This window comes from Halosimplex amylolyticum (assembly GCF_051414035.1).
GTDB classification, from domain to species: Archaea; Halobacteriota; Halobacteria; order Halobacteriales; family Haloarculaceae; genus Halosimplex; species Halosimplex amylolyticum.
This window is the reverse complement of record NZ_JBLKNW010000001.1, coordinates 294,240-311,328: the sequence shown is the minus strand read 5'-3', so window position 1 is coordinate 311,328 and position 17,089 is coordinate 294,240. Positions and strand designations below refer to the sequence as shown.

At 68.3% G+C, this 17,089-nt stretch carries 20 protein-coding genes and 1 pseudogene; 10 read left to right on the top strand and 11 right to left on the bottom strand.

All coding sequences use genetic code 11. The features are described 5' to 3' along the window. Positions 1-205 precede the first annotated feature (205 nt). Positions 206-541, top strand: a complete 336-nt coding sequence (locus ACMGFE_RS01425) for a DUF7344 domain-containing protein (RefSeq protein ID WP_436923210.1) — start codon at positions 206-208, stop codon at positions 539-541. Between the two features lie 151 nt (positions 542-692). On the opposite strand, the pseudogene ACMGFE_RS01420 reads toward ACMGFE_RS01425, so the two are convergent. From ACMGFE_RS01420 to ACMGFE_RS01410, 3 genes and pseudogenes are all read right to left on the bottom strand, one after another. Further along, positions 693-812, bottom strand: a pseudogene (locus tag ACMGFE_RS01420) (NAD(P)-dependent oxidoreductase); the annotation flags it as partial. Positions 813-964: 152 nt separating this feature from the next. Beyond that, a complete protein-coding gene (gene azf / locus ACMGFE_RS01415) occupies positions 965-1,735 on the bottom strand; it encodes an NAD-dependent glucose-6-phosphate dehydrogenase Azf (protein WP_436923209.1) in 771 nt (256 codons plus the stop codon). Positions 1,736-2,102: 367 nt separating this feature from the next. Beyond that, positions 2,103-2,723, bottom strand: a complete 621-nt coding sequence (locus ACMGFE_RS01410; protein ID WP_436923208.1) for a histidine phosphatase family protein — start codon at positions 2,721-2,723, stop codon at positions 2,103-2,105. A 164-nt stretch (positions 2,724-2,887) separates the two neighbouring features. Here ACMGFE_RS01410 and ACMGFE_RS01405 point away from each other — a divergent pair, with 164 nt between their 5' ends. The 3 genes from ACMGFE_RS01405 to ACMGFE_RS01395 all read left to right on the top strand — a co-directional run bounded on the left by ACMGFE_RS01405 (position 2,888) and on the right by ACMGFE_RS01395 (position 5,205). Beyond that, complete coding sequence (locus ACMGFE_RS01405; protein ID WP_436923207.1) at positions 2,888-3,241, top strand: dihydroneopterin aldolase family protein; 354 nt, start codon at positions 2,888-2,890, stop codon at positions 3,239-3,241. 96 nt (positions 3,242-3,337) lie between these two features. Next, complete coding sequence (locus tag ACMGFE_RS01400) at positions 3,338-4,573, top strand: DUF7544 domain-containing protein (RefSeq protein ID WP_436923206.1); 1,236 nt, start codon at positions 3,338-3,340, stop codon at positions 4,571-4,573. A 146-nt stretch (positions 4,574-4,719) separates the two neighbouring features. After that, positions 4,720-5,205, top strand: a complete 486-nt coding sequence (locus ACMGFE_RS01395) for a DUF5790 family protein (RefSeq protein ID WP_436923204.1) — start codon at positions 4,720-4,722, stop codon at positions 5,203-5,205. A 48-nt stretch (positions 5,206-5,253) separates the two neighbouring features. On the opposite strand, the gene ACMGFE_RS01390 is transcribed toward ACMGFE_RS01395, so the two are convergent. From ACMGFE_RS01390 to ACMGFE_RS01380, 3 genes are all read right to left on the bottom strand, one after another. Then, positions 5,254-6,036, bottom strand: a complete 783-nt coding sequence (locus ACMGFE_RS01390) for a creatininase family protein (RefSeq protein WP_436923203.1) — start codon at positions 6,034-6,036, stop codon at positions 5,254-5,256. An 89-nt stretch (positions 6,037-6,125) separates the two neighbouring features. Beyond that, positions 6,126-6,332 (bottom strand): hypothetical protein, encoded by a 207-nt coding sequence (locus ACMGFE_RS01385; protein ID WP_436923201.1) that lies wholly within the window; start codon positions 6,330-6,332, stop codon positions 6,126-6,128. Between the two features lie 109 nt (positions 6,333-6,441). Further along, positions 6,442-6,975 (bottom strand): DUF6789 family protein, encoded by a 534-nt coding sequence (locus ACMGFE_RS01380; protein WP_436923199.1) that lies wholly within the window; start codon positions 6,973-6,975, stop codon positions 6,442-6,444. Positions 6,976-7,109: 134 nt separating this feature from the next. Here ACMGFE_RS01380 and coxB point away from each other — a divergent pair, with 134 nt between their 5' ends. From coxB to ACMGFE_RS01360, 4 genes are all read left to right on the top strand, one after another. Further along, positions 7,110-7,961 carry a cytochrome c oxidase subunit II gene (coxB, locus tag ACMGFE_RS01375; RefSeq protein WP_436923198.1) on the top strand — a complete coding sequence of 284 codons (852 nt, stop codon included), beginning with the start codon at positions 7,110-7,112 and terminating at the stop codon, positions 7,959-7,961. A gap of 35 nt (positions 7,962-7,996) precedes the next feature. Beyond that, positions 7,997-10,606: a cbb3-type cytochrome c oxidase subunit I gene (locus tag ACMGFE_RS01370; protein ID WP_436925140.1), complete on the top strand. Its 2,610-nt coding sequence runs from the start codon at positions 7,997-7,999 to the stop codon at positions 10,604-10,606. Positions 10,607-10,615: 9 nt separating this feature from the next. After that, entirely contained in the window at positions 10,616-10,897 is a 282-nt protein-coding gene (locus ACMGFE_RS01365; RefSeq protein ID WP_436923197.1) for a cytochrome C oxidase subunit IV family protein, read from the top strand. 104 nt (positions 10,898-11,001) lie between these two features. Then, a complete protein-coding gene (locus tag ACMGFE_RS01360; protein WP_436923195.1) occupies positions 11,002-12,186 on the top strand; it encodes an LEA/WHy family protein in 1,185 nt (394 codons plus the stop codon). 15 nt (positions 12,187-12,201) lie between these two features. Here the strand turns inward: ACMGFE_RS01360 and ACMGFE_RS01355 are convergent, their stop codons facing one another. Further along, the gene (locus tag ACMGFE_RS01355) at positions 12,202-12,906 is read right to left on the bottom strand and encodes a DUF7546 family protein (protein WP_436923193.1); all 705 of its coding nucleotides are present in this window, start codon (positions 12,904-12,906) and stop codon (positions 12,202-12,204) included. 7 nt (positions 12,907-12,913) lie between these two features. Then, on the bottom strand, positions 12,914-13,363 hold the full coding sequence (locus tag ACMGFE_RS01350) for a hypothetical protein (protein WP_436923192.1): 450 nt from the start codon (positions 13,361-13,363) through the stop codon (positions 12,914-12,916). 410 nt (positions 13,364-13,773) lie between these two features. On the opposite strand from ACMGFE_RS01350, the gene ACMGFE_RS01345 reads away from it, so the two are divergent. Both ACMGFE_RS01345 and ACMGFE_RS01340 read left to right on the top strand, forming a co-directional pair. Beyond that, entirely contained in the window at positions 13,774-14,427 is a 654-nt protein-coding gene (locus tag ACMGFE_RS01345; RefSeq protein WP_436925139.1) for a DUF5806 family protein, read from the top strand. An 89-nt stretch (positions 14,428-14,516) separates the two neighbouring features. Beyond that, positions 14,517-14,912: a hypothetical protein gene (locus ACMGFE_RS01340; RefSeq protein WP_436923191.1), complete on the top strand. Its 396-nt coding sequence runs from the start codon at positions 14,517-14,519 to the stop codon at positions 14,910-14,912. Between the two features lie 84 nt (positions 14,913-14,996). Here ACMGFE_RS01340 and ACMGFE_RS01335 read toward each other — a convergent pair whose 3' ends face one another. The 3 genes from ACMGFE_RS01335 to ACMGFE_RS01325 form a co-directional block, all read right to left on the bottom strand. Then, complete coding sequence (locus tag ACMGFE_RS01335; RefSeq protein WP_436923190.1) at positions 14,997-15,536, bottom strand: DUF7529 family protein; 540 nt, start codon at positions 15,534-15,536, stop codon at positions 14,997-14,999. 105 nt (positions 15,537-15,641) lie between these two features. After that, the gene (locus ACMGFE_RS01330; RefSeq protein ID WP_436925138.1) at positions 15,642-15,980 is read right to left on the bottom strand and encodes a DUF7268 family protein; all 339 of its coding nucleotides are present in this window, start codon (positions 15,978-15,980) and stop codon (positions 15,642-15,644) included. Between the two features lie 110 nt (positions 15,981-16,090). Continuing rightward, positions 16,091-17,089, bottom strand: coding sequence for an ABC transporter permease (locus tag ACMGFE_RS01325; protein WP_436923188.1), 999 nt, complete (start codon positions 17,087-17,089; stop codon positions 16,091-16,093).

Below are 17,089 nucleotides of genomic sequence, written 5' to 3'. Positions count from 1 at the left end.
CACCGTTAGTAATCGGCAGCCTTCGGGGACGTAGCGGTCGGGCCGGTTCGGTGGCACGGACCGCCCCCGACGACTGCGACGACGGAGCGACCCCGCCGAAAGGATCCGCGTTCTCCACGATGATAGTGACGAAATAGCTATTCTTAACGATCGATAAGGATGTTAATCGGAGGCTGTTTTTTGGGGCGGAACGCGAACTGCGACCATGCCTCCCGCTGACTGTTATCCGGAGGAAGCGAACGCGGTCGACGAGATACTGGGAGCGCTGGCCCATCACCTGCGGAGGGAGATAATCAATTACTTCGAGAACGAGGCCGCCGGGGACACCGCGACTATCGACGAGATCGGCGACTACATCGACACCCGAATGCCCGACGGCGACCGCGAAAATCTCCCCACGGTGCTCGTTCACAAACACCTACCGAAGCTGGAATCGGTCGGCTGGCTCGAGTTCGACCAGCGCAACGGGGAAGTCCGATACCGCGGTCTCGAGTCCGCCCCCGAGCTGTTGGGCGACGTGCAAGAGATGCTCTCGGAGTGAGCGGGCCAGCGTCGCGACAGAACGAACTGTCCATCGGTCAGGAGAATCACGAACGAACTGCCAGACGGCGACCGACCGCCGACACGCCGTGTCTGGCTTCGAGACGGAGGGCGAAAACCGGATCTAGCCTCGGGTTTCGCGACCGGGCTTCGTCGTCTTCAACGACCTTCTCGTCAGCGTCCCACTCGGCGGAGTTGTCCTGGTGGTCGTAGCCGAGGACTTCTCTCGCGCGCTCCAGCGAGAGGTACTTCCGGTCGTTGTCGGAGACGCCGACAGACTCGCTTCGCTCACGGCTGGCGCCGTTCGCTCACGTCGCGGTCTCCCGCTGGTCGGCCGCGCAGCGCCCGCCTGTCGAGCCCTCGCTCCGCTCGCGAGGATGCCGTAGACGATCCCGATGCCGGTCGCCGGGAAAAACGGTCGGAATTACTCCGCGTCGACGACTTTCTCGTCGGCGTCCCACTCTGCGGAGTTGTCCTGGGGGTCGTATCCCAGCACCTCGCGAGCACGTTCCAGCGAGTAGTACTTCCGGTCGTTGTCGGAGATGCCGTAGACGATCTCGAAGCCGTAGTCGGCCTCCAGCGCGCAGCGGTGGATTCGCGCGCAGTCGGGGTAGGAGAGCCACATGGCCTGGCCGCGTTCGTAGTCGATCGGTGGGTGGCCCTTCGTGAGGTTCCCGATGCGGATGTTGCAGACCGCGATGCCGTACTCGTCGTGGTAGTACCGCCCGAGGATCTCGCCGGTGGCCTTCGAGACGCCGTAGTGGTTGCCCGGGCGCGGGAACTCGCTCCCGTCGAGGCGGAAGTCGTCGCCGCGGCGGTACATGTCGGGCGTCCGCTCGTCGGTCTCGTAGGCGCCGACGGCGTGGTTCGAGGAGGCGAAGACGAACTTCTCGACGCCCTCGTCGATCGCCGCCTCGTACATCTTCTGGGTGCCGTCGATGTTGTTCGAGAGCACCGAGGGCCACGGGGCGCTCGGACGCGGGTCCCCCGCGAGGTGGATGACCGCACCGACGCCGTCCATCGCCTCCGCGACGGTCTCCTCGTCGGTCACGTCGCCGATGAGGTACTCGTGGTCGGGCTCCTCGTCCGGCGGGCTGTGCAAGAGGAGTTTCCACTCGTACTCGTCTTCGAGCCCCTGGAGTACGGCCCGCCCGACGCGCCCTCCCGCACCAGTGAGTAAAACCGGCTCGTCCATTCAGGTGAACCCTTGCGACCGGCCAGTAAGTATCATGCGGATCCGTCTTTTTCGCTCGGGGGGTCGCGCAGAGCGCGACTCCCGAGCCAATAACGTGGGTGAAAAAGCGCGGCTCGTTCGTTACTCGCGGGCTTGCCCGATCGCTATCGAGGCGCTCGTTTCACTCGCGCCTCGCACCGCTCATTCGCCGCGAAGAACCGCGCGCCCGCGGCGCACGGATGCTCAGTACAGGGGATAGACCAAGCGCTCAGTACAGTGTGGTAGCCACTCGGGCGATCAGCCGGTTACTGGGGGAGGTTCCCGGTCTGATAGGGGTTACTCGTGGTGTGATTTCCCACCGTCGTACCATGCAGCGACGCTGGGCGATTCAGCAGTGACTGGTATCGTTCTCGCGAACGATCCGCACCGCACCTGACTCGTGGTCGACCTCGAACTCGTTGATCGAGCAGCACCCCTGTGACTGCTCCGTGATCGTCTCGACGATGTCGAGGTCTTTCAGGTGTCCGAGAAGCAGGCGAATAGGGCCACCGTGCGTCACGACGAGGATGGTCTCTCTCGAGTCACACTCGGCCAGTGTCGTCTCCCACCGCTCGACGACGCGTTCGCGGACGTCCACGAGGCTTTCACCGCTTTCCGCTCGTCTGTGCGCTGCTTCTGGACCAGTCTCGCCGAGGTCGTGCTCGGGGAACCGCTCCGACATCTCGTCGACCGGTAGGCCCTGGTAGACGCCGACGTCACGCTCGCGCCACGCCGATTCGAACGCGACCGGCGCGTCGACGTGTTCGAGCAGGATTTCTACCGTCGCCTCCGCCCGATAGAGGCCCGACGACAGGATGCGGTCGACGTCGTATCCCGCTGTGAGTGCTACGCCGAGTTGGTCGGCCTGCTCTCGACCGAGGTCGGTGAGTTTGGCGGGCGCCCAGCCTTGCAATCGTTGCTTCCGGTTCCACGTGGTCTCACCGTGTCGGACTGCAACGATAGTCGTCATCTCTTTCGGTAGACAGAACGAGGCTTTGAGGATTCTGATCCGTTCCACTGTTCTCCCGAGTTGCAACGGAAATCGGCTCCCAGCGTCAGTCGTTGAGCGCGCGAGCCAACCTGCTCGTCCCCAACAGCCGACACTGATTACTCCCGGGGCGCCCAGCGGCCGGTATGGACGCCACCGACGCCCAGACGGCCTGCTTCGAGGCGGGCATCAAGTTCGGCTCGCTCTACCACCAGTTCGCCGGCACGCCGGTCAGCCCCGCGAGCGCCGACAGCCTCGCCCGTGCTATGGAGGAGGCAATCGAGAACCAGCCCCACTGCGAGTCGGTCACGGTCGACGTGCTCACCGACGAACTCGACGCGGAACTGGCCGACTCGGCCGCCGACTACACGGAACTGACCGGCCGGTTCCTCGACGTCGAGATGCGGATCGACTACGAGGGGAACGAGGTCCGCACGCGTATGGACATGCAGGACGGCTACCCGCTCATGCGCGTCGAGGACGTCCGTGCGGACGATTGACGGCTTCGTCTCGGAGCGGAACTCCCGACGCGGAGACAGGTCCGCTGGCTGAACCGACCACGAAAGATATGTAACAGGGCGGTGAACGGGCCGCCTATGTCCCTCGCTGCCCTGGACGACCTCGACGACGCCATCGAGGCGACGAAGCGGTTCCTCACTCCCTTCGACCGGGTCCGCTGGTTCCGGCTGGCGGTGGTGATGTTCTTCGTCGGCGGAGCCGGTTTCTCGTTTCCCGGCGCGCCGACCGGCGGATTCGGCGACGGGCCGGAGCCGGGCGAACCGACCCCCGGCGGGCCCGGACCGGAGATCACGCCCGAGATCACCGCGGAACTGCTCGTCCTGATCGCCGGGGTCGTCCTCGTCGGCCTCCTCGTCTTCCTCCTGTACTCCGTCGCGGCCGCGACGATGGAGTTCGTCTTCGTCGCCTCGCTGCGCGACGAGGAGGTCAGGCTCCGGCGGAACGTCGGGCGCTACTGGCGGCAGGGCGTCCGTCTGTTCGTCTTCCGATTCCTCGTCTGGACGCTGACGACGGGGGCCGCGGCGGCGGCCCTGCTCGGCGTCGGCGTCGCGATGAGCGGGTGGCCCCCCACCGGCTGGAGCGACGAGACGATACTGGCGGTGATCCTGCTCGGGATCCCGGTCTTCCTATTGCTCGCGCTCGTCGTCGGGACCGTCCTCGGCTTCACGACGATGTTCGTCGTCCCCGTGATGCTCCGGGAGGACCGCGGGGTAATCGGCGCGTGGCGGCGGTTCTGGCCGACCCTCACCGGCGAGTGGGTGGAGTTCCTCGCGTACCTTTTCGTGAGCTTCCTGCTCAGCATCGCCGTGGGAATCGCGGTGAGCTTCCTGGTCGTGTTGATCGCGGTCGCGGTCGCCGTCCCGTTCCTTGTCGTCGGCGTCCCCCTGTTGCTCGTGCTCGGACTCACCGGCGCCGGCGGACTGGTCGTCTTCGTCCTCCTGTTCGCCTACCTGATACTGCTGTTCGTCGCCGCGCTGCTCGTCCAGGTCCCCTTCCAGACGTTCCTGCGGTACTACGCGCTGCTCGTCCTCGGGGACGCCAACGGCGAGTTCGACGTGATCCCCGACGCCCGCGCCGCCGTCCGGGCCGACGGCGGCGCCGACCGCGACGAGACTGGTGACGACGGCCCGGGCAGTGGCGCCACCGGCGCCCGCACCGGAAGCGACGACGGCCCGGACGAGCCAGACACCGACGGAACTGGCACCGACGCAACGGGAGCGGACGATCCCTTCGAATCGACCGACGACGAGGGCGACACCGGATGGAACGTCGACCGCGACGACGAGCGCGGCGACCGGGACGGTCGGTCGTGACGAGAGACCGTTCGCCGGGATCGATAGCAGCGGATCGTAACTGATCGGGGCCGTACACAGAAACAGCGCGCTCAGCGGCACTGAGGCAGTTTTTCACTTTCAGTTTCAGGCGTGTTTTTAAACAGGCAGGGGCCGAAGGACGAAGTATGAGTCAAGCGACGCTCGACGACGACGAACTCTTCGAGGACGCGGCGAGCGAGATGCGCGAGGACGTGGAGGAGAGCCTGGGGAAGGCCCGGGCGGAACTCCCGGAGGCCGACGGCATCTGGGACGTCGACGCCGACAACACGCTGGGCGTGCTGAACGCGCTCCGGTCGGCCCTCGACGTCGAGGACGCCGAGGACCACCTCGTCGACGCCAAGAAGTGGTACACCATGGGCGAGCGCGCCGACGCCTTCGAGGACGCCGACGACCTCGCCGAGGAGATCGAGGCCGTCGAGGGCGTGCTCGACGACGTGACCGACGCGCACGAGCAGGTGAGCGACCTCGCGAGTACGGTCCCGCAGCTCCGGAGTGCGCTGGAAGCGTTCGCCGACGAAGCCGACGCGGATGCAGACGCGGACGCGGACGCAGAAGACGAGGCCGACGCGGAGGCCGACGCAGACGCGGACGCGGACGAAGCGGAAGCCTGAGGCGCCGCGCGGGCTCCGGTCGCGGACGGGCCCCGGGCCGCGAGCGGCTCAGCCGTCGTCCGAGCGCGGGCGGTCCCGTTCGACGACGCGACCCAGGAGCGTCGCTACCTTCTCGGCAGCCCGGTCGCGGAGCCACGCCCCCAGCGCGGCGCTTCCCTCGCGGGGGTCGCCGACGGCACCGTTCTCCGCGAACTCCGCCGAGTCGTAGGCGAGGTTCGTCCCCGCGACCCACTCGCCCCAGCCGTCTGCGGCGCCCGCCGCAGCGTCGTCGAGGCGCTCCTCGCGTATCAGGTCGGGCGCCACCGCCCGCACGAGCGCCGTCTCGACCGGGCCCCCGTGGCCCATGGCGATCGCCTCCAGGTCGACGGGGGGCGCGTCGGGGTCGCCCGTCCAGTCCCGATCGAGCGCGAGCGCGTCGAACCAGGTGAACGGGACGGCGTAGGCGTCGTCGTGGCGGGTGACGCGCGCACAGACTTCGCGGAGCGGCGCGACGTTGCCGCCGTGGCCGTTGACGACGACCACGCGGTCCCAGCCGTGGTGGGCGAGGCTGCCGACCGTCTCGCGGACGTAGTCGCGGAACGTGTCCTCGCTGACCCAGAGCGTGCCCGCGAAGTGGCGGTGCTCCTCGGCGACGCCGACGGGGATCGTCGGCGCGACGACGACCTCGCCGTCGTAGGCGTCGGCGCCGGCCGCGGCGACGGCCTCCGCGGTGAGGGCGTCCGTGCCGAGCGGCGCGTGGGGGCCGTGCTGCTCCGTGCTCCCGACGGGCAGGAGCGCGAGGTCCGTCTCGACGGCGTCGGCGTCGGTCCACGTCGACTCCGAGAGGTGCATATCGGCCTCTCGCGCGGCCGGGGGTTAAGCGGTACGGCCCGACGGGTCCGGCAGCGGCGCGGCCGGACGGACCCGTGCCCGAGTCGCGATCACTCGCTGCGCCACGCGCTGGGCTCCATCCCCAGCGACTTGACGAGCGGCCGATACAGCGCGACGAGGACGACGATGACGGCGAGTTCGACCCAGAAACCGACGTCGCCGACGACGCTCCGGACGACGGCGAGCACCACCGTCACGATGACCAGGATCACGACGTAGTGCGCGGCGAGTTCGAGGAGGTCTCCCTTGTCTACCATGGGGGTACTACGGTCTTTCCCCACAAAAACGGTCGTATCGGGGCCTGGTGAGCGTCACGAACGGGAGGGGGCCGCGGACACGGTCTCGGACGGCGTCGCCGGACCGACGTCAGACGAGCGTGTCCGGGCGCGTCGAGAGGTACTCGAAGACGGCGCCGAGGCCGATCCCGTAGACCCAGTGTGCGACGAGGGTCACCGCGAGGTAGCCGACGAGGGCGAGACCGGTGTAGCCGTCGTAGAACGCGAAGACGAAGCCGGTCCACAGCGCGGTCCCGAAGAAGATCCCGTGGACTGGGTCCTTGGCGCCCGGGAGGTACTCCTTGAGCGAGGCGAACAGCAGCGGCCAGGGGAACATCCCGGCGAGGACGAAGATGACGTAGCCCGCGGTCACTTCCGGGAACACGCCGTCGAGGCCGACCATACTCGTCACCGTCGCGAACGACGACCGCGAGAACACGCCGAAGGACTCGCCGATGAGCAACACGACCGTCATCAGCGTCGTCCCCACGAGCCCCCCGGCCGCACCGACGACGCCGTCCGCGATGATCCCGAACAGGCGATCGAAGTCGTCGTCCCTGACCGCCGGGTCCTCGAACTCCTCCTCGTCGACGGTCCGGTCGTCGATCTCGCGCGTGTCTGTCATGCCAATACGTACCACTCCAGTGGGGAAAAACCCCTCGGCAGATACGACCGGCCCCGAACCTGTTCGCTCTAGTTAAAAGCTATATGTGAACGTCCCCCAAACAATAAGACCGGGTGTATCGTTGGTGATCGAATATGGAAGAGTCCGGTGGACCGGTGGTCGGCGACGCCGTCCTGGCTGGCACGAGCGGGATCAGGGCGCCGGCGGAGGTGTTCAACAGCATCTTCGTCGTCTTCCTCGGCCTGGGGACACTGGTCGGGGTCGTCGTCATCTCCTACACGCTGTACAACGCGTACAAGTACCGCTATCGCGAGGATAAAGACCCGGCTCCAGACGCGGAGCGGCCGGAGCTGGGGGAGCTCCCGGAGGGAGGGGGCAAGGGCAAGAAACTGTTCCTGTCGTTCGGCATCAGCGCGCTCATCGTCCTCTCGCTGGTGATCTGGACCTACGCGTCGCTGCTGTACGTCGAGGGCAAACCGACGGAGGTCCAGCAGAACGGCGGCGACGTGGTTGACGTCGAGGTCGAGGGCTTCCGCTTCGGCTGGCAGTTCACGTACCCGAACGGCGCGCAGACGAGCACGCTCCGCGTGCCGACGGACACGGTGATCAACCTCTCTGTGACGTCGGCGGACGTGTTCCACAACTTCGGGATACCGGATCTCCGGACGAAGGCCGACGCTATCCCGGGCCAGACCACGAACGCGTGGTTCGTCGCCAACGAGACCGGCACGTACCAGGCTAACTGTTACGAGATCTGCGGGGAAGGGCATTCCGGGATGACCGCCGAAGTCGTCGCGATGGAGCCCGAGGCCTTCGAGGAGTGGTACGCGAACGCCGAGCCGAGCGGGGACGAGACGGCCGGAAACGAGTCGGCGGGCACCGAGACCGCGTCGGCGAGCGGTGGCGGCCACTCGCTGGGTCCCGCGGGGCCGAATGAACTCGGCGCGCCCGGAGTCGCGCCCGCACGGGCGGGTGGTGCGCCGTGAGCCACGAGGAGGCCGGCGGGCACGACTTCCCGCCGATGAGTTCGGTCAGGCGCTGGTTCGTCACGACCAACCACAAGGACATCGGCATCCTCTACACCATCACGGCGCTGTTCTTCCTCGTCCTGGGCGGCGTCCTCGCGTTGCTGATGCGCGTCCAGCTGTGGGGACCGGGCGAGAGCATCCTCAGCGCCGGGGCGTACAACCAGGCCGTCTCCGCGCACGGGCTGTTGATGGTCTTCTGGTTCATCTCGCCGTTCGCGTTCGGCTTCGCCAACTACCTCGTCCCCCTGCAGATCGGGGCGGACGACCTGGCGTTCCCGCGACTGAACGCCATGAGCTACTGGGCGTACCTGTTTTCCGGGCTCCTCTTTATCGCCTCGTTCTTCCAGGGCGGCACCTTCGACGGCGGCTGGACGATGTACGCGCCGCTGAACGTACCCACCTACATGCCGAACATCGGCGGGACCACCGTCGTGCTCGCGCTCATCATGTTCATCGCGGCGGTGACGATGGGGTCGGTCAACTTCCTGACGACCATGTACCGCATGCGCGCCGAAGGACTGCGGATGCGCGACCTGCCGATGTTCTCGATGTCCATCCTGCTGACGGTGTGGATGATGCTGTTCGCCTTCGCCGCGCTGCTGGCGGCGCTGATGATCCTCGGCGCCGAGCACCTGCTGGGCGTGACCTACTTCACCGCCGACGGCGGGACGCTGCTGTGGACGCACCTGTTCTGGTTCTTCGGCCACCCGGAGGTGTACATCGTCTTCTTCCCGGCGCTGGGCATCATGGCCGAGTGCTTCCAGACGTTCACCGGCCAGCGCCTCGTCGGTCGCAAGTGGTTCGTCCTCGCGATGGTGCTGGTCGCGCTCCAGAGCTTCGTCGTCTGGATGCACCACATGTTCCTCACCGGGATCAACCTGGAGATCAAGACGCTGTTCATGGTCACGACCATCGGCATCTCCCTCCCCTTCGACCTGATGGTCTTCTCGCTGATCTACACGATGATCAAGGGTCGAATCCGCTTTACGACGCCGTTCCTCTTCTCGCTGGGCGCCCTGATCCTGTTCATCATCGGCGGGATCACCGGCGTGTTCCTCGGCGCGGTCGTCCTCGACTACGAGTTCCGCGGCACCTACTGGGTGGTCGCGCACTTCCACTACGTGATGGTCGGCGGCGCGACCGGCCTGTTCGCGGGCATCTACTACTGGTTCCCGAAGATGACCGGCCGGATGTACGACGAGTTCCTCGGGAAACTCCACTTCGGGCTGTACTTCGTCGGGTTCAACCTGCTGTACTTCCCGATGTTCGGCGCCTGGGAGACCCCGCGGCGCGTGTTCGACTACGCACCCGGCCTCTCGGGCTGGCACCAGGTCGCCACCATCGGCGGGTTCCTGCTCGGCATCTCCTTCCTCGTCATGTTCTACAACCTGTTCAAGAGCGTCGCCGTGGGCGAGGAGGTCGGCGACGACCCCTGGAAGTACGCGACGACGGCCGAGTGGGCCGTCTCTTCGCCGCCGCCGCTGGAGAACTTCCCCGGCAAACCGAGCTACGCCGGCGGGAAACTCTCCTTCCGCGACGAGCCCGAACTGACCGCGGACGGCAGCGGCGACGGCGAACCCGCGAGCCACCCCTCGACCGACGGTGGTCTCGCGAGCGACGCGAGTGAGGGCTCGTCGGACCGGCGGTCCGAGGGCGGTCTCGCGAGCGACGCGAGTGAGACCTCGTCAGGCCAACGGCCTGACGGTGGCGTCCGCGCGGAAGGCGCGACGGCGGGGAGCGGCGGTGCGCTGGTCACCGGTCCCGACGCGGTGACCCCGAGCGCGACCGGCGGCGCGACGGCCCACGCCGAGGACGAACACGCCGACCACGCGAGCATCTGGCCGTTCGTCATCGGCCTGGCCGGCTTCCTCACGTTCCTCGGCGTCTCGGGCATCCAGGAGGGCGGTGCCTACTACTGGCTCACCGGGACCGGCGGCGTCCTGAGCGCCGTCGGGTTCGTCGGCCTCGCGCAGGAGCCGTTCCACGTGCCCGAACCGACGGTCGCAGAGCAGTGGCCCTTCGGGGGCGTCGAGAACATGAAACTGGGGATGTGGACGTTCCTGGCCTCGGACGTGGTGCTGTTCGGGGGGTTCATCGGCTCGTACCTGTTCCTGCGAGTCGCGAACGGCTGGACCCACTGGCACCACGCGTTCGTCCCCGAGGCGCACGTCACGCTTCCGGGGCTGATCAACACGTACCTGCTGCTAGCTAGCAGTTTCGCGGTCGTGCTCGCCCTCGTCGCGGCGCACAAGAACAGCAGCAGGGGCGTCGTCGCCGCCCTCTCGATAACGTGGCTGCTCGGCGTCGGTTTCCTCGTCAACAAGGGCCTGGAGTGGCAGCACCTGTTCCACATCTCGACGGAGGCGTTCCCGAACGGGTGGAACGTCGGGACGAACGTCGCCTCGTCGACGTTCTACCTGACGACCGGCCTCCACGGCGCCCACGTCATCGTCGGCCTGATCATGCTCATGTACATGATCCCGCGGGCGATGAAGGGGGCGTACCTCGGCGACGACGAGACGTCCATCGAGTACTTCGGGCTGTACTGGCACTTCGTGGACATCGTCTGGCTGTTCCTGTTCCCGCTGTTCTACATCCTCTAGGTGATCACAATGACACGATTCAAACTGTACTCGGCGATATTCGTGGTACTGATGGCGCTGTCGACCACGCAGGCGCTCGTCGAACGGACGGGGATGGTCGACTTCGGCGACCCGGACACCTACTGGCTGGCCTTCGGGATCATCCTCGCGCTGTCGTTCGTGAAGGCGACGTTCGTCGCGACCTACTACATGCACCTCCGGTGGGAACCTCGGTCGGTGACCTACCTGTTCCTCGGCGGGCTGTTCGTCGCGCTCGCGCTCACGACCGCCGCGGCCTACTCCATCCTGTAGACCGCGAGCGACGCTCCCACCAGCTGCTGTCCTGTCACTCACCCGAACGAGTTCGGCCGTGATCGCCAGGATTTATCCCGCTCACGGAGACTGTGCCGACAGCCATGTCAGAGGCTGGTTCAGCGGATCCGGGATCGGGCGGACCGAACGGGGGGAGCGGCGGGTCGCGACTGGGCGCGCTGGTCGCTACCTGGCCGCGAAAGATCGGTGTCGTGCTGGGCGGGTTCGTCGGTCTCCTGGTCGTCCTCTCCGTGCTGGGGATAATCGGGGCGCCGTCGGCCGGACTGGTCGACCGCGGCGACTGGGGCGAGGTCACCGACGAACGCACGGAGATCGTCACGACGGTCTGGGTCGACAACCCGAACCCCGTCGGCGTCTCGCTCGGGAACACCGTCACGGCCGAGTACGACATCGTCCTCAACGGCGTCGTGCTCGCCGAGGGGACGAAGTCGGACGTCGAGGTCCCGAAAGGCAACAGCACGACCGAGTTGCGCACGGACGTCATCAACGACCGCCTGGCGGCCTGGTGGGTCAGGTACGTCCGCGCCGACGAGACCGTCGCGCTCGACGCGAACGCGACGGTGAACGTGAACACGCCGCTCGGCACGGTCCCCCACGACGTACACCGCGAGCGAACCATGCTCAACGAGTCGACGCCCGTCATCGACGCGCTCTCGGCGTCGGTCAACGAGACCAGCGGCACCTACACCGAGTCCGCGAGCGCGAGCGAGGTCGACGATTCGCTGCTCGGCGACACCCTCGGCGACAGCGACACCGTGACGGTCGGCTACGAGGTCGAGCGCGGGTGGGCGACCTGGGGCGAGGTCAGCGAGAGCGAGACGACCGTGCGGTTCCACATGCTCGTGCACAACCCCGGGGACGTGCCGGTGCCCGCCGCACCGGACGGCCTCGGCGTCAGCATCGACATGAACGACGTGCGCACCTTCGAGGCCGAGAGCGGCGAACTCTCGGCCGGGAGCGCCGGCGCGGACGAGGTCATCGCGCCGGGCGAGACCGAGGAGGTCACCTACACCGTGACGATGGACAACGGACAGGTAGACGACTGGTTCACCAGCCACGTCCGCGAGGACGCCGGGCCGGGCGCCGAGGCGACCGCGGTCAGCGCACAGTTCCAGGTCGTCTTCGAGAACCCCGTCACGGGCGGCGAGTTCCGGTTCCCGCGCGACTCGCCGGTCACCTACGACTGCGCCTTCCAGACCGCGATCCTCGTCGACGACCAGAACAGCACGTCGACCTGCGAACCGCCGACCGTCCCGTCGGGGAACTGACCGCCCTCCGTCTTTTCACTCCGCCGCGTCGTCCGCGTCTCGCCCGAACGACGGGAAGCCGGGCCGCCAGTAGAGCAGGGCGACCGACGCCAGGAAGGCCACCGTCGAGACGTCGATGGAGTAGGCGACGGCTGTCGACATTAGCGTGACCCACCCGCCGAGCAAGCCGGTCGCGAAGGAGGCGAGGATGGGGGCCGAGCAGCTGAGACAGGAGACGAGGCCGAGCGCGCCGGAGGCGACCGCGCCGCTGGCGTCGAGGATCGCGGCGTAGACGAGGTACGTGAGACCGAGGTAGCCGATCACCCGGTAGGGGACGAACGAGACGTAGAAGACGCGCGTGACGAGTCGGAGGCGGCCCCAGCCGGGCGACCCGGCGCCGACGCTCAGCCCCAGGACCCCCTCCGGAATCGGGTGGTGGCCGCCGACGGTCAGGCCGACGAGCCCAGCCCAGTTGGCGAGCAACAGGAAGTAGACGGCAGCGATGGCGCCGGCGAGGAGGTGGCGACGGGGCGGTGCCGCGGGGATCGGCGTCCGGTAGGCGGCGACGAGGACGGCGTTGATCCAGACGAACGGGTACAGGACGTAGCGCGGGACGGTCACGTCGCCGGGCGTCGCGAGGAAGTACCCGACGACGAGGACGCCTTCGAGCGCGATGGCCGCGGCCAGCGGGGCGGCCCCGGTGGGCCAGGGCCACTCGGTCGTCCGGGTCGAGTGGGCCATCGCGGTGTCAGCTCATGACGAGTAGCACGGTGATCGCGAGGACGAACAGCATGCCCGTCGCGACGGCGCTCCCGGCCGCCGCCTGCGCGCTCGGGCGGCCGTGTTCCCGCAACGCGACGTAGACGCCGCCGACGAGGTACAGCGCGACGAGCGCGCCGACCGCGCCGATGACCGCCGGACCGGTGATCGCGCCGCTCGCGTACACCATCGGCGCGATCATGAATCCGAGGACGAGGACGACGTACAGCGCCGTCCAGGTGCTCGTCCGCCCGGCGATCTGGGCCAGTCCGGACGTCGGACGGCTCCCGTCGGCGCCCACCTCGCGGTACGCGGCCAGGGGCACGTAGTGGTGCCAGCGGCGCGAACGCAACGCCAGAGCGACCACACCGACCCCCAGGAGCGCCGTTACCACCGTGCTCGCCAGGTACGCCGTGTTGACCATGGTACGTGTCTGCACACCACTTCCCACCGGATCATTATAATTATTCCTTTAGGAATCCCGAGGGGAATCCCGGGCACGCGGGGGCGACGGCCGAGGGCGACACCCTTTTTCCCAGCCCCGACACAGTGGTGACCATGACAGACGGACCGGCGACGGGCGAGGGCGAGGAAGCCACCGAGCGGGCATCGCCCGACTCCGAGGGCCGATCGGGGGCCGACGGGACGGACGACGCCGACCGCGACGAGACCGACCGCCAGCGGGCCGAAGACGGGGCGGACGCCGTGGTGGACGACGAAGAAGGGGAGGAAGAAACCGACGCGACAGACGATGCCCGAGACGACGTGGCCCCGCAAACGAACGCGGCCGACGACAGCGAAGCGGCCGACGACAGCGAAGCGGCCGACGACAGCGCCGCCGACACAGCGATTGACGACGACGACGCGACCGACGACGACGCGACCGACGACGAGGGCCAGTCGGAGGCGTCTACCGCGGACACGTCGACTGGCCCGGGGCCGGCGGACGGCCCGGTCGACTCGCCCGCCGCGGACGTGCCGCCGGACGTGCAGAAGTACGACCGCTTCAAGAAGATCGACGGCGGGACGTACGACCGCGCGAACGAGTTCCTCCGCGACCGCACCTACATCACGGCCCGCGAGTGGGCCATCGCGCGCCTGTGCGCCGACTTCCGGACCGAGACGGGCGTCGAGATGACGAAGATCGGCGAGAACCTGCCGGAACTCGTCCCCTTCATGACCGACACGTACACGCCCCAGGCGGTCAACCAGGCCCGCGCCTCCTTCGAGGAGAAGGTCCGGAAAGCCGGCGCGACCTTCCTCTACGGCGCGATGTGCGACTTCTTCACCGCCGAGGAGCTCGACGACGTGATGTACGAAGCCACCGAGGTCGCGAAGTTCCTCCTGGAGGTCGAGGGCGTCGAACTCACCGTGGAGGAAGAACTCGAAGCCGAGGACGAGATCTCCGACGTGATGCGCGAGGTGCGCGAGCACTCGACCGCGCTACGCCACGACGAAGTCACCTGCCCCGAGTGCGGCCACGACATCGAAGCCGACCAGTAGACGGGATCGCGGCGGGTCGCGGCTCTGAGGCGGATTCCGGCCCGGAGACGTGCCCACCAATTTATCACCTGAGCGGAATATCGTCTCGTATGGACACCGCCCGGCGCGTGGTCCTCTTCGAGGGCGGGATGGGGGCCGCCTGGATACTACTCGGCGTGTTGAACGTCGGCGTCGCGGGCCTCCGCGAGGCCTGGTGGCTCTGCCTTGCGGCGCTCGTCGCCACGGTCGCGACCGCCTACGCCGACGAACACAGAGTAGTCGCACTGGACGAGTTCTACCGCTACGCGGTCGCGATCGTCGGCGTCGTCGCGGCGGTCGCCGTCTGCGGAGCCGTCGTCGCCCTGACGGACGTGGCCGTGCTGACCGTCGTCGGCGTCGTCCTCGCCGGCATAGGAGCCGGGCTGCTGGGCTATCGCGTCGTCTACGGCGTCCTCCGGCCCCTTCCGGAGTCACGACTCGACGGTGCGAAGAAACGAGCCGTGTGACTCCGACGCCGAGGACCCGAGCACACGTCGCGTTCGGCGCCGAGGACCTGTATCTGGGGCCGAGCCCCGGCCCACGCTGCAGGCTCACTCGGCGGTCGCGTCCGGGAAGAACGGCGCGAACTCCTCGTGTTCGACGGTGACGACCGCGTCGTCCTGCAGGGGTCTGACGTGCGTGTACAGCCCGTGGTCGCGAGCGACCGCGACGAGCGCCTCGCGGTCCGACTCGTCGTAGTACAGCGGAACCAGTCCCGCCGTCTCCCCGTCGGCCGCTTCTAGCACGACCACGAGATAGACGATGCCCGACCCCGTCGCGGCGTAGACGGTGGACTCCGCGACGGACCGGTCGGCGAACGCGGCTCGGAACGCTTCGAATTCGTCGCCGGGGACGACGACGTCGAACCCGAGCCGCCGCGGGTCGGGTTCGAAGTCGCCCGTCTGTTCGGCCGCGGTCCGCGGCTCGCCGGTCAGGACGGTCACGTCGCCGGGGTGGACCGCGACCACGTTCCAGCCCGCCTCCCGATAGTCCGCCGCCGTCGCGTGCATGTCCTCGACGACGGCGTCCCAGTCGTCGGTCACCCGATGGAAGGGGTTGTCCGTCGGGTCGCCCGGGTCCGGCTCTCGCATGTGCCGGTCGGTCGCTCTCTCGTCACAAAAGAACGCACGACCGTTCGACGGGGTATGCGGCGTTTACCGGGCGGTCGGGCCGTCGCCGCGGCTCGGGGTGTGCGCTCAGAGCGCCGCCGCGACCGACGAAACGCCGACCATGACCCCCGCGCCGAAGCCGGCGATGCGGGCCATCGCCCGTCGCGAACTCGCCTCGGTCCAGTCGCTGTCGGCGTCGAGGTGACGCTGCACGGTCTCTATCGAGCGGCCCGCGAGGACGGAACCGGACCAGCCGACGACGCCGAATCCGAGGGCGAGCGCGCCGAGGGCGAAGGCCGTCGCCTCGCTGGCGCGGGCGTCGCCCGTCGAGAGGACGAGCGCGACCATCGCTGCGACCCCGACGACGACGCCGACGACGGCGGCAGTACCGACGGTACGGGCCCGCGGGCGGACCCACCGGCGCAGTTCGTCGACGCGGCCAGCGGGCGCGTCGGTGGTCCCGTGGTTTCGGGTGGGGGGATCGCCGCCGCCAGCGGTCTCGGCGTCGGTACCGCGAGCGGCGTCGCGGCGGGCCATCAGTCGACGGCCTCCCGCATCCGCGGGTCGAGCGCGTCCCGCATCCCGTCGCCGAGCAGGTTGAACCCGAGGACGGTGATAGCGAGGAGCAGGCCGGGGAAGAACGAGAGCCACCACTTCCCCGTGAGGAGGCCGTTGTCGACGCCGCGCGCGAGCATCAGCCCCCACGAGGGCGTGCCGGCCTGCGCGCCGAAGCCGAGGAACGACAGCGCCGCGAGGTCGATGATGGCGAGCCCGAAGTTCAGCGTGGACTGGACGGTGACGGGCGCGAGCGTGTTCGGCAGGACGTGGCGCACGAGGATCCGCGGATCCGCGGCACCCAGCGCGACCGTCGCGTCGACGTACTCGTCCTCTAAAACGGTGAGCGCGGCCCCGCGGACGACCCGGGCGAACCGCGGCGTGTACACCAGCGTCAGCGCGGCGACCGCCCGCCAGAGGCCGAGTTCGCGCGGGAAGATGGCCACGAGCGCGAGCGCGAGCAACAGCGACGGGAACGCGAGCAGCACGTCCATCGTCCGCATGACGACGTTGTCGGTCACGTCGCCGTAGTAGGCGGCGACGATGCCGAGCGAGACGCCCAGTACCGTCGAGACGCTGACGGTGATGGTCCCGAACTTCAGCGCCAGCCAGGCGCCGTACAGGCACCGCTTGTAGATGTCCCGCGCCGCGGCGTCGGTGCCGAACAGGTGCTGGTTCCAGGCGGCCGGTCCGATCCAGCCCGGCGGCGTCCGGTCGGCGACTTCGGTCCCGAGCCTGGACTGGGTGAGCGCGCCCAGGTCGTAGACGAACCGTGCGTACACGGCGACGACGACCATCCCGACGATGATCGAGAGGCCGACGACCGCGAGCCGGTTCGACAGCAGATCCGACAGGAACGGGGACGCCCGCAGTCGACCGACGAACCCGCGCGTCTGTCGCCGGTCGACCGCGCCGTCGGCGTCGGTGGCCGCGGGCGAGGCGGTGTCGGCCTCGGTGTCGGTCGGTGTGTCGGCGCTCAT